Annotated in this window: 7 protein-coding genes and 2 pseudogenes; 2 read left to right on the top strand and 7 right to left on the bottom strand. The window is 35.3% G+C overall.

All coding sequences use genetic code 11. The features are described 5' to 3' along the window. Window positions 1-31 precede the first annotated feature (31 nt). Entirely contained in the window at window positions 32-1,699 is a 1,668-nt protein-coding gene (locus G3A47_RS19630; protein ID WP_166925496.1) for a hypothetical protein, read from the bottom strand. Window positions 1,700-2,048: 349 nt separating this feature from the next. Between G3A47_RS19630 and G3A47_RS19625 the strand changes: the two genes are divergently transcribed. Both G3A47_RS19625 and G3A47_RS19620 read left to right on the top strand, forming a co-directional pair. Beyond that, window positions 2,049-4,127: an ATP-dependent nuclease gene (locus G3A47_RS19625; protein ID WP_166925494.1), complete on the top strand. Its 2,079-nt coding sequence runs from the start codon at window positions 2,049-2,051 to the stop codon at window positions 4,125-4,127. Continuing rightward, window positions 4,118-5,818, top strand: coding sequence for a UvrD-helicase domain-containing protein (locus G3A47_RS19620; RefSeq protein ID WP_166925492.1), 1,701 nt, complete (start codon window positions 4,118-4,120; stop codon window positions 5,816-5,818). Before G3A47_RS19625 ends, G3A47_RS19620 begins: the two co-directional genes overlap by 10 nt. Window positions 5,819-5,997: 179 nt before the next feature. Here the strand turns inward: G3A47_RS19620 and G3A47_RS19615 are convergent, their stop codons facing one another. The 6 genes and pseudogenes from G3A47_RS19615 to G3A47_RS19585 all read right to left on the bottom strand — a co-directional run. Then, complete coding sequence (locus G3A47_RS19615; protein WP_166925490.1) at window positions 5,998-7,287, bottom strand: hypothetical protein; 1,290 nt, start codon at window positions 7,285-7,287, stop codon at window positions 5,998-6,000. A gap of 570 nt (window positions 7,288-7,857) precedes the next feature. Then, window positions 7,858-8,394 (bottom strand): annotated as a pseudogene (locus tag G3A47_RS23905) (DUF4291 family protein). Between the two features lie 362 nt (window positions 8,395-8,756). Then, window positions 8,757-9,390: pseudogene (locus G3A47_RS19600) on the bottom strand (IS6 family transposase). 289 nt (window positions 9,391-9,679) lie between these two features. Beyond that, complete coding sequence (locus G3A47_RS19595) at window positions 9,680-11,620, bottom strand: OmpA family protein (protein ID WP_166925484.1); 1,941 nt, start codon at window positions 11,618-11,620, stop codon at window positions 9,680-9,682. 2 nt (window positions 11,621-11,622) lie between these two features. Then, the gene (locus G3A47_RS19590; RefSeq protein ID WP_166925482.1) at window positions 11,623-12,531 is read right to left on the bottom strand and encodes a PorP/SprF family type IX secretion system membrane protein; all 909 of its coding nucleotides are present in this window, start codon (window positions 12,529-12,531) and stop codon (window positions 11,623-11,625) included. A 57-nt stretch (window positions 12,532-12,588) separates the two neighbouring features. Then, on the bottom strand, window positions 12,589-13,793 hold a 1,205-nt coding region (locus G3A47_RS19585; protein WP_166925480.1), incomplete at its 5' end, for a gliding motility-associated C-terminal domain-containing protein.

Raw genomic sequence — 13,793 nt, 5'->3', positions numbered from 1 at the left:
GCCAAACGATAAATCTTCTTAATCTTAACTATCAGAATGGCAAATCGTCCGGCTCGCCATCTGAATCCTGATTAAGATCTGATTGTCCTGTATTTTCCACCTCCAAACTTGAATAATATCGCTCTATAGTTTTAACTTCATTACTAAAACCATCCTTTTCCAAAAGTTCTAATAACTCGCCTCTTTCAATGATAACTTTTGATTTGGCAGATTTGAACGAGCTGCTTTCCATTTGCTCCCTAAATTCTGCTGTATTGTTCCAAAAACCTCCCGTTGTGATAAAAATAGCTTTTATCTTCAGGTTTTTTGGATTTTTATCTTTATAAAATTCTTTTGCAAGTCCCATTGATTTATTGAAAAACCATTTAAGGGTAGCTTTGGTTTTACTGTCCCCAAAACCGACAAAAGTCCCTTCGCGCAGTCCTTTCAGCTCAACAAAAACTAATTCAGGCGGATGGGTGGAAGTGATAATGTAATCAAATTCATGTTTTCTGTCACCTTTTTTTAAAATCATATTCTGCTCTATTCCAGCATTTGGATACAGAGAACTCAGATAGCCAAACATCAGGTATTCAAACAATGTACCCCGGAGATCTTTTAAAGCCCCTTCTTGCCCTGAACTTTTGATAGCCTCCAAAATCGATTCCACTGACTGGTCGAGATTCAAATCGTTTTTAAGCATAACTGGCAGCTGACTGGTTTTCCTTATGATTTCATAAATTTTAGAACCAAAAATCGCACTTATATTGAAAGACATTATTCCATTTTTCCTCATCGTGAAGAAAACTTCTCTACTGCATTCCCTGTAGATAATAACAGGCAGCGTTTTTCGTTTTTCGTCTCTTACGGAATTCATATTAATCTGGATTCTTGCAAGAAATGCATTAAGATGAACAAATGTGTACTCTGATGCAAGGAGAACATCCAAAACCACCAAGGTCTGCTTCTCCTTAGAATCTGCCTTTGCTCCTAATATTGCATTTATCCCTGTTGTTTTAGTATATGCACACGCATCCCAATAAAGATAATTATGAATTATTCCAATACCGGGATTGGTTTTGCTGCGGTAGAGAAAAAAAGTGTTATCTATTATGTTTGCATTTACAAGCCAACTTAAAATATCAGGCATCAAACTGCAGTCGGTCATCATCTTCTGGTTGTGAAGATTAATTTTGATTTTTTCATCAGCTTTGTCAAGGATCTTATTGAAGTCCTTCTGTATGATATAACGGTTATTGCTCTGATCCCTCTTCTCGTATACAAAATCCAGTCTGCTGAGCAGTTTTAATATATCATCAAGTGAATTGATCTTTGAAGAAGTATTTTCACTTGGAGAAGCAGTGATCTTTAAGCCTTCATAATAGGAAATGATGCCGTTATTTAGCTTCAGGAGCATAATCAGCCTATAGATGGGTGGTCTTGCCTTTTCAGTAATTTTCATGACTGCAGTTAGATCCAGCATGTAGGTATTGCAGTAGTAAATAAACTGGCCATTTCCGAAGGTGGAGGGTTTGGAAGAATTGATGACCCTTTTGGCTACTGCCCGACTTACGATCTTTCTGGCGTTATCTGATGTAACACTAAATTTTGCAGCGATTCTTTCATTGACATCTTTAGCAGCAAGAAAAAGATGCTCATGCATCAGTTCATCCAGAAATGTATTATAGTTATCCTGAGCCGTCAATTTTTTAATATCCATCTTGTCACACTGCCCTTATTAATTTTATTTTTAACTAAATTTAAGCACATCTTTTTTTATAACGAAAGCATATTAATTTACAAAACCATACATATCAACACTTTACATGATACTAAGAGGGAAATTTAATTATTAAATTTAGCTGATCTGTCCAAAATCATGATTTACAATATTTTTCGATGCCAATGTAAAAAAAAATTAGGTTTAGCTACGTTAGTATATTATTTCGCATGCTGATTCATATTGGCGCTTTTACGGAAATCCGTAAAAAAAAAAACGCAAGAACCATTATATTTGCCTTACTGGCAATCCCAAAAGGTGAGGAAACAACTAACCAATAACTTTTAAAATGTATATATCGCAGATTGAAATCAAAAACTTCAGAAACTTCAAAGAATGTGAAATCCAGTTCAACGAAGGAGTTAATGTGATCATTGGACACAATAATGCAGGCAAGACAAATCTGCTAAAGGCCCTATCACTTGTTATTGACCACAAGGGAACCAAACGTCTGGAAACAGATGATTTTAACAAGTTTCTTACAATAGACGACCTACAGAAAGCGCCTCCGAAAATCAGTATTGCCCTTAAGATAGTGAAAGGCACACATTCTGAACCTGATGATTTGGTTACCATTGCAGGATGGCTTACAAAACTGGATACCACATATGAGGCGCTTCTAACATATGAATTCTTTCTCCCTGAAAAAGAGCTGCCACATTATCTTGAAGCTATGAAAAGCATAACGGAAAGAGACAAGATAAAAGCAGCGGCAAAGGCCTGGAAAATCATAAAGCACGACTTCATCCGACTTTACACCCACAAAATTTGGGGAGGAGATATCGTAAACCAAGCTACCGCTGAGAGCGAATCGCTTCAGAAATTTGATTTCCAGTTTTTGGATGCCATCAGGGATGTAGAAAGGGATATGCTCACAGGAAGAAATACCCTTCTTCGAGATGTATTTGATTTTTTTATGGATTACGAAATTAAGAAGGAACCTGAATCCGTAAAACCAAAGAAGACAAAAAATGCTGAAATAAAAACGCGCAAAATAGAGTTTTCCGATAAAGCGGACGAACTTATAGATATACTTCAGAAACGAATGGCGGAAGGTAAAGAACAGATTCTCTCCTATGCTAAGGAGACCGGCGCTTCATCCTTTAACGATGCCACACCCGATTTCGAAGGCAGCATGAGCGATGTTGAGATGTTCTCTGTCCTAAAACTGATTGTCGAGCATAAAAGCGGCATAAAAATTCCTGCCACCCACAATGGTTTAGGCTACAACAACCTTATATACATGTCGCTGCTTCTTGCCAAAATGCAGGTGAATTCAGACGGCGATTATATGGGAAGCAATGCAAAGGTATACGCAACCCTTGCAATTGAAGAACCCGAAGCGCACCTGCATCCTGCAATGCAGTACAAATTTTTAAAATTCCTCAAGCAGAACAGAAAAGAAAGGAAAGTGAGACAGATTTTTGTCACTTCACATTCCACTAATATAACTTCGGCTGTATCACTGGATGAAATAATATGCCTAAATACAGAGGACGAGAAGACTATTGCGGCTTATCCTGGAAGGGTTTTTCCAGACGAGCACAGCAAAAAGTATGTTCAGCGCTTTTTAGATGCAACCAAATCAGATATGCTGTTTGCTAAAAACGTGATTCTGGTTGAAGGACTTGCAGAACAGCTTCTCTTATCGGTATTTGCCCAATATGAAAACAAGTCACTGGAGGACAGCCACACCGCAGTGATTAATGTGGGTGGTCGCCACTTTGACCATTTCCTGCATTTATTTGACTCTTCAAAGCCTCATACCATCAATAAAAAGGTGGCTTGCATAACTGACCGTGACCCAGAGAGCAAAATCAACACAGGAAAAAAAGAGAAATTCAAAAAATGCTATCCTTATGAATACGGAGCGGATAAAGCAAATTATGATTACGGTTTCAATACATCTTCAGCCAAATATCCGATCGGCACCCATAAAAATATAACTTTTTTTACACAGGATCCGATAAAAGGAAAAACTCTGGAATATGATATCCTGCTGTCAAATCCTTCCTTGGAGTTACTACTGACCCCTTCAATCAGCAATAGCGATGAAATTAGCAAATTGATGCAGCTTTACTCGGCAGGAAAAAAACTGGCTGATTTGGAAACTAAACTACGAGCAACCGACGAGAACACTAGGATCAAAGAAAGCTTGGCAAAAGCTGACGTCTCCCAATGGGACGAAGAGTCAAAAATGAAAGCGCTTATTGCTTCACGCTATCTGAATTCTGTGGGAAAGGGTGAAAATGCTTTAGAATTATCATATTCACTACTGGAAAATCTTGAACTGCGCTCAACCGCCGCATACAAAGATTTTACCGTACCAGATTATATCAAACAAACTATTGACTGGATATGCAAATAACTTCAATCACATCTGACACCGTACTGGACAATATTGAACAGCATTTCAGAGTTTATGCTGGCCCTGGAGCAGGAAAAACGCATTGGCTGTGCGGACATATCAAAAATGTTCTGCATAACTCAAAACGTCTGGAAAAAACCAGAAAAATTGCTTGTATCACCTATACGAACACGGCTGTTGAAACCATACTTTCTAGAATTGGGACATCAGCGGAAAGAGCAGAAATCTCAACAATACATAGTTTCCTCTACAAACATGTTGTAAAACCCTATGCATCTGCAATTTCAGTCGATTATGGGCTCAATACAGCTGAAATGGATGGTCACGACGACAGAGTGCTTACGAATTATGGCTTTATTGAGGACTGGAAAACCAGAACCAAACAGAAGCGTATACAAGATAATGATAAGATTATGAAAGCCTTTTATGATATTATCTGGAAATTTGACAGCAGCGGCGAATTAAAGGCCCAAACAAAGTACCCTCATAAAGTGGGAGGATACAGCCTGAAGTCCGATTCTTTTATGGAATATAAGAAAATGGCATGGGAAAAAGGTGTCGTGCATCACGATGATGTACTGTTTTTCAGCTACCAGATCATTATTAAAAAACCTTTCGTACTAGAAGTATTACGATCAAAATTCCCCTATATTTTTATAGATGAGTTTCAAGACAGCAGTCCAATTCAGATCGAAATACTTAAGAAAATAAGTGCTTCGGAATCCATAATTGGCATCATCGGCGACCATGCACAGTCCATCTATAAATTTCAGGGTGCAAACCCAGATCAATTCATGGGCTTTACACTTCCTGGGATGGTTGATTATGTAATGGAAGAAAACCGCCGGAGTACCAACGAGATAATTGACGTTCTCAACCTGATAAGAAAAGATATTACCCAGCAGAAATACAGAAATGAATTGGGGTCAAGACCGCACATCATCTGTGGTGAGCTTGCCTTATCATCCCAGAAGGCCAAGGCTTTATGCGGTAACTCCCCACTGTACTCACTTTCCAGAGACAATATTACGGCCAACCTAATGAAAAAACAGCTTGGAGGGGTTCAAGATTCCAAACTCTTTGAAAAGCTTGACATTATCGACAAGCCGGGAAGCGGCAACAAATACAGAAGCAAAATTGTGGCTATCTGCATTAAATCAATAGAATATGCAAGAGAAGGAAAATTCAAAGACGCGGTAAATGAGATGCTCAAAGAGTTCAAGAGCAAATCTGATCCTTTAGCCGGGAGAAAAAAAAGCCTTGATTTTATAGCTGTCCTTCTTTCCAAGTACGAAACCTTCAAAGACGGAACACTTTTAGAATTTTTTACTTTTGTAAAACAGCACATAAAACCTGAAATTACAGCTTTAAAAACGGGCGGACCTAAAACTTTTTATGAAAGTCATACCTATAAGCAGATGGCACTTTGCGTAAAAATTCCCGAAGACAAAAGTTGCGATAAGACAATGCATAAGGCCAAAGGAGATGAATTTGAGAATGTCCTTGTAGTTTTGGACGAAGAAAAGGATATCGAATTCCTGGTAAAACCTGACATTAAGAATGATGAAGAACATCGCGTCAGATATGTTGCAGCCAGCAGAGCAAGGGATAGACTTTTCATTACTGTTCCTACGCTTAGCTCCGCATCTGAAAAAATATTAAGCCATTATTTCTTTATCGAAAGGATTTAATTTCGACTTCAATCAGATTTTAAGATCTTAAATTGCTTAAAACAAAGGTCGGAAACTTTGCTCTCCGGCCTTTTTGTTTTATAAAATAATTTTCAATTTCATTTTGAAACAAAACAATATTAACATTATTTATATTAAAAATAGCTCAGATTTCTTATTCAATATTTACATCGCATTTTTTATGCCTTTTCAAATTTTAATGCTTTGACATGTGCTTCAATCCTTAAATCATCTTCTATTTTTAAAACAAGTAAAACCAGTAATTTCAACAGTATGCGATAGTCATTTTTTTGTGTTTCCTCGTCGTGGCTGTTTGTTGCATGTACATATTTATTACGAAGCCAAAGCCCATTAGAGAAGCGGTTGTTTAGGTAATAATTAAAAAAATCTCTTTCCGCTTTCGTAAATAAAGAAGCTGAAAAAGAAACAATCTTTTGTTTTTCCATCCTGTCTATTTCGTCTCTAAGATGTTGCGGATAATGGTAATAGCTTAGGACATCATTATTATGAAGAATCGCAATTACAGTGAAAAAGATATTGTTTCTAGGTTTTACAGCAGCATTTTGATCAAGGATGAGGTAGTTTTCATCAATAAATTTTTGTATAATCTCTTTTTCATAACTGTCAAAATCAGTCACGGTCAAATCCTCAGAAATAATCAAGTGATAGAAACAGCTGTATTTTGAGCCATACTTTTGAAAATCAAATAGCAAACTTCCACTTGTAAAAAAATATCTGCTTAGTTTTACGTACTCATCTCCGCACGGATATACATACTTCCTTTTAACTCGTGAAGGTATTTTTTCAAAGCCAGATGTTTTAGTTGTGACCTGTAAGAGTTCAAAGTCAATAAAACCCTCAAGCGCATAAAGCCGGTATTGCTCAATAATAGATTCAAATTCAGGAACTAACAACCTTATTTTCTCCAACGGTCTGCCTGTAGCATTGGGAAGATACAATTTAAAAGTATCCACCTCGAATTTTGCATTAAGGTAATCATTGACAAAATATTGAAGAACATCTTCCACCTGTACATCAATACTTTCTAAAAAATGTCTGTAAATCTCAAATTTCAATTCTCCTGTCAACGTCCTGTCACGAAAATCAAAACTAATTAAAAACTCATTTTTAGATTTCATAAAAATCCTGTCAAACGTATCAATTCTCGACGATTTTGTAACCATGTCAATACATCCCTGAAAATCGAGAAATCCAAAAACATTTCTGTAATTCTTGAAAAGCTCAGCCTTATCTGTTTTTTCCTTTAATCTCTTTACGCTGTAGGAGTAGATTTCGCGTTCTCCTTCCATAATTATCTTCTCCAGTTCGTGCTGATCTTCGCTGAGACTAGCCCCCTTCTGAACTGACGTTACATGAGCCTTCTGAAAGTGCTCATCATTAAGTCTTCGTGATACCCTTTTTGCTTTAAGCCTTAGTTTATCGCTTATCTTTAGTGGATATGCAAACAAAAACTGGAGACTCAGAATAGAATATTATAATAAATTGAAATCTAGTTTTTATTTGCTTAACAAAACATTTTGCATTCGCAAAGAATTCCCATAAACCATAAAATAAAAATTTAGAACAGAACGACATCATAATATCTCTAATTACTCAAAAGTCCTTATCACAATGCTTTAAGGAGAAGCTCAAAATGTATCAAATGACAAAAAAACATCGGTTTTCGATCTTCTAATTTCTTAAAATTCACATTTGAAATTTGCAGTTTCTGCTGTTTTTAACCTATCTTTGCTTAAAGAAATCGGTTAATATTTCGAGGTACACTTTTTTTTCTGTTCCTGCTCTTAAATAGCATACAAACCTAGTATTTACTAGGGTTTTAATAAATGAAGGAGGAACCTCTTTCTCCGCGAAGGCTCGAAAACAAAGGAAAAATAAGATTTTCAAAGTTTTCAAAAATGGCCAAAAAGAGCGGTAAACCCTGCAAATCCAACGATTTGCAGGTTTTTTTCTTTTATACCGCTTTTCAATATTTATAAAATCGAACAAAAACTTTGTGGCGCATTCGTGGCGCATTTTTAAAGTTCAAAGTTGCGCCACAAAATGTCTTGAATTGATTTTATAAATTTGCTATTAAACTTTTTTAAAGCTTCATTTTTAATTCCTATTTGAACAGCCCTGCGTTTTAACTTTTCTCCTTTAATATTATGGTCAGGATCCCACTGAATTCTTACGTTGCTAGTATTTAGTTTTTCTTTCCATACAGATTCATCGCCGTAGGCTTCATTATAGCTTGTTAAAATGCCTTTGGCAAGAAACTCTTGAAAACCTTCAAAAGTCATTTCAATAGCTAAAATTCGACTTTGGTTGCTGTCTTTGTTCGCCCAATCACTCCTGTACATCATCCACAAAAAGTTTGGTTTTATCTAAGTCATTCTGTCAAAGCTGTACTCTTGTCCTCCAAATTTTTGTTTTTCTATAGCATAGTCTGCAATTTTATCATTGAATGCCTGATATACAAATATATTGTCTCCGTGTTTTTGTCCAAGTATAAAATTTCCTTCTTGAGGAAGTCCTTTTTCATAGCTGTGATGTTGGATTGTATTTATGTTCATTTTTATTTATAGGGTATATTTTTATACTTAAAGCCTCAGACTTTTATCCAAATATAGATTAAAACATTGAACATTTTAAACGCGTTAAGTATTGATAAAAAAACTGTCAAATTTTTGACAGCTTTTTCTATTTATTTTACTTATAAAAACCTAAACTAAAGCTTAATTTATCTATATTTACTTTAGTTTAGTCCCCTAAACAAATTTAAATTTGGAAGATTTGAATTTAAACAAAAAGTCCTTTACTCTTTGTAAAGGGCTTTTTTAATTTTTTTGATTATTACATTTCATAAAGAAATCCTTCAACAATGGTTCTGTCGCATCTGTCAGAATCAAATATAACACTTTAAGTATTTTTAAAGTTAGTCCGCCAATTTACAGAATGATTTAAACATAGTTACCCCTGGTCTGACCATCTGATTCTTTCTTAGCATATGTACAACTTCAATTCCGCTCAATGTTCGTCTGGCCGATTCAAAACTTTTAAAACCTAACCCATTTTGTATCCTCCATTTTATAAATCGATGGTCCTGTTCAACAATATTGTTGAGATATTTACATTGCCGGATTTTAATCTTTGAGAATGAACGTTTGTTCTAGACTTTGATCGCTGCAGTATTAGAACCGCTTTTATCAATGTTTATTACTCTTGGCCGGCAATTATTATTAATTGCTTTAATTAGAAAAGACTGAGCGCTCATTCTTTGTCTTTTTCTGGTCAAAAGAAAGTCAACCGTATTACCTAATTTATCTACCGCTCGATATAAATAACACAATATACCTTTTACTTTGATATAGGTCTCATCCAATCTCCAGCTCGTCCCCACTCTGCCTTTTCTCTTCTTCATTTCTAACTCGATGAAAGGTGTAAACTTATAAACCCAGCGCTGAATGGTAGCATGATCAACATGAACTCCTCACATGTTCATGATCTCTTATACATCCCGGTAACTTAGGGGTAAATCTTAATTTAAAATACACTGCCCGAAGAATAATAGATTTTGGATAGCTCTGACCTTTGGTATTCGTTTTTTTTTAGTTTTAAAATTCCAAAGATAAAAGCTATTCCCAAATGCGACAGAACCCTTTTAAGAAATATAGGTCTATTTGAATAGAACTGACCAAAAAACGGGCTATTCTAATCCATAATTAGGAATTAATACTCAATCAGTTCTTAACTATATTTGAAAAAGGGGTTCAACTTTATTTAAAAAGTTAAACCCCGTTATTTTTAAAACTCACACATTTTATGACTGTGTTTTTATCGATAATGATTTGTAAGTTCTTATTGCATTGAAACAATTACAAATTCACTTCTTCTGTTTAACTGATGTTCATCTTCTGTACAAGCTACATTATCTGAACATTTATTGATTAACTGACTTTCGCCATATCCTTTCCCTGATATTCTGGTTGGGGCAATTCCTCGTTTTACAAACCATTCGATTGTTACTTTTGCTCTTTTATTAGACAATCTCATATTATATTCCAGAGTCTGTCTACTGTCTGTATGAGAACGAACATCGATTTTCATTTTAGGATATTGTTTCATTACAGCAAGTACTTTCTCTAATTCAAAAGCAGCTTCCTCACGAATAAATGATTTATCCAGATCAAAATAAATAATAGGAATCTCTAAGGTTTTAGCCAAATCTGTCCCTACTTGTATTTGCTTGATTTGTTTATTTAATTTAATATCTACTTCGGGTTTATCATTTGTTGGCTGAATTGTAACCTGACTTTCATTAGTTTCATAATCTTGTTTTGAAACTCTTACATAATAAGTTTGATTGCATTTTACATCAAAATTGTAATTTCCGTTTTTATCCGAAATTATTGTTGCAATTTCCTTAAACTTATCGTCAAGCAAAATTACTTTTGCATCGGCTAAAGCTTCGTTCGTTTGAGAATCTGAAACAATTCCAAATAATTTTTTTTCACAATCCAGTCTTTTTGTTTCTGTGAATTTATAGATATCATCATTTCCAATTCCGCCTTCTTTGTTGGATGAGAAGTAACCTTTACGTGTATTGCTGTCAATTATAAAGGCAAAATCATCCAACTTGGTATTTACGGGTTCTCCAATATTTTGTACCAGATCAAAGGTAGCATCTTCCTTGATTTTTGCCACAAATACATCAAGTCCGCCTAATCCAGGACGTCCGTCGCTTGAAAAATAAAGTTCATTATCTCCGGATATAAACGGGAATGTTTCTCTTCCTTCGGTATTAATTGCTGTTCCTAAATTTTCCGGTTTCCCGAATGTTCCATCTTCATTAATAACAACACTAAACAAATCCGATTGTCCTAAAGTTCCCGGCATATCTGATGCAAAATACAGCTTTTTTTCGTCCAGACTTAAAGCCGGATGTGCAATACTGTATTGATCACTATTAAAAGGCAACTCAATAATATTTGTCCATTTATCATTTACAAATTCGGCTTTGTACAACTTTAATAATGTAATTCTTTTTTTGTCTTTTCCTTTTTTACCTCCTAAAAAATTGTTTCGGGTAAAATACATTGTCTTTCCATCTTTGGTGAAAACCGGAGAAGATTCATTGAATTTTGAATTGATTTTTTTCTCAAACCGAATTGGATTATCTAAAGTTCCATCCGCTTTTAATTCCGCAGCATATAAATTCGTAAACGATTTATTTGTCCATTTAAATGTTTTTTTAATAACACTTCCAGTATCACGAGCAGAAGCAAATACTAATTTATTATTATAAATTGTACTTCCGTAATCTGATTGTTTCGAATTAATTCCGGCATTTGCAATATCAAATCTTCCTGAATTCGCTTTAATCTGCTCCAGATAATTTTTATTGTTTTCGAATAAAACGCCTCTTGTATCAGTTTTAACTTTCACATTAAAAATTTCAAGCATTTTATCTGCTTTGGCATAATCACCCACAGATTTCAACGTCTGAGCATATCTGTAATAATATTCAGGTTCTTGTTGCTCGTTAAAAGCAAAAAGGGCGTCATACCACTTTGCAGCGTTCGGTAATTCGGCATTAAAATAATAGGAGTTTCCTAATCTCTGAAACATTTTTTCATCCTTATATCCGCTTTCTGCTACTTTTTCATAAATAGCGATAGCGTCTACAAAAGCATATTGATTGTACTCCTTCTCTGCTTTATTTAAAACTGTTTTTTGAGCCGTTCCGTTAAAACAAACAGACGACAAAACAGCAGCATAAATTATATTTTTAACTTTCATAATTAGAAAAATCTTGGTGAAGTTATACGTCCATATTTATTTAAGAATTCAAAACGGAGGAATATCTCGTGCGATCCTGAATTATAATTCACTAATTTGGTTGTTTCACGATCGTAAGCATAACCCAAATACAAACCATCTGTGATTTGAAAACCAGCCAGTGCACTTACCGAAGCACTCCATCTGTAAGCCACTCCAATTACAAATTTATCGTTGAACATAAAGTTAGCCGATGCATCTACTTGCAATGGTGAACCTTCGACCATTTTTGTCATTATAGCCGGTTTAAATTTTACGGTTTCATAACGATCTAATTCAAATACATAACCTGCGATTAAATAATAGTTGATTTTGTCTTTGTAAATCGCAACATCATTATCATCATAACGATTGGTCTGAATGAAATTAGGAACCGATAAACCTACATAAGCTTTATCTGTATGCCAGTAAACTCCGGCTCCAATATTAGGCGTGAATTTATTTTTAAAATCCTGAAATTGCGGATCTCCCTGATCTTCTGGTGTTAATTTAGTCGGATCTAATTTGAATAAATTTGCTGATCCTTTTATACCAAAAGATAATTTGGCTGTAGCCGATGTTGGTATAGAATACGAAAAATCTGCCGATAAGTTATTCTCATTCGTTGGACCTATTTTATCATTGATTAATGAAACTCCTAACCCAACGTTATTGCCAACTGGTGTATTTACAGAAAAACTACTTGTTTCCGGCGCGCCATCTAACCCAACCCATTGGGTACGATATATACCAAAAATACTCAGTACTCCACGTGATCCCGCATAAGCAGGATTCACATTAATGGTATTGTACATGTATTGTGTAAATTGTGCATCCTGCTGTGCAAAGCTCGCAGTTGAACAAAACAGTAAAACTAAAATTAACTTTTTCATTTTTTTCATTTTTAATTACAGCTCAACTTCAACAAGCCAATTAATTAGCATAGAATATTATTTGGTCAAGTACAGATAACCCGCTTCCTGATGAGGAGTAGATTGATGGTCTTTATATTTTACGATATAATAATATGTTCCCTCTGGTAATCCTTTTGATTCTTTAATGGTAACACGTCCTTCTGAAATTCCTCTAAAGGCAACATCGGTATTATTGTAATGATCTCTTTCAAAAACCAATACACCCCAACGATTATAAATTTGAACTGTGTTGTCAGGATAACATTCTATTCCTTGTATATAGAATCTTTCGTTCATACTATCACCATTTATTGAAACGGCATTAAAAATTTTGATTACACAACCACTTAATAATAAAACTGTTGGATTGTCACCTAGATTATTTATATTATCGGACTTATCCTCAACTTTAATTCCACTTAGAGCACTACCCATTACACTAGCCTGATTACTAATACTTCCATTATTAATATCATTTTGCGTGATGCTATATTGAGCACTAAAAGAAACTTCATCCGTATCATTTACATTCAAATCTATTGGACCTCCTGACATAATAATACCAGCTAATGGATCCGAAACAGTAATATTGTACAAAGGAACATTTCCAGTATTAGTAACCTTGAAGTTATAAGTTATTGTTTCGCCAGCATCAGCATTCCCATTACTATTTTCATCATTAAATACCGCTGTCTTAATTATGGCAATTGATGGAACTTCAACAATCGCCGGGGCACTTACTACTACCGTAGAGCTAATTGTACTACAATTCAATGGGTTGTTTACTTCACAAATCGTATAGCTTACTGCATAGTTTCCAGATGGGGTGTTGGCCGGAACTGTTACTGTTCCATCTGCATTTACTACTAGTCCTGATCCTACTGGAACCGTACTTGATGTGATTTGTACATTCCCTGCTGCAGTACCTACTACTACTGGACTTCCATTTAAGGTATCGTTGTTCGTTAATGCCGTGGTGGTGCCACCTGGTAATCCATTAACCGAAGGGGTCGTTTCTGTTACCGCAACAATCGCCGGGGCACTTACTACTACCGTAGAGCTAATTGTACTACAATTCAATGGGTTGTTTACTTCACAAATCGTATAGCTTACTGCATAGTTTCCAGATGGGGTGTTGGCCGGAACTGTTACTGTTCCATCTGCATTTACTACTAGTCCTGATCCTACTGGAACCGTACTTGATGTGATTTGTACATTCCCTGCTGCAGTACCTACTACTA

This window comes from Flavobacterium poyangense, assembly GCF_011751075.1.
Lineage (GTDB): Bacteria > Bacteroidota > Bacteroidia > Flavobacteriales > Flavobacteriaceae > Flavobacterium > Flavobacterium poyangense.
This window is presented reverse-complemented; position numbering and strand designations above follow the sequence as displayed.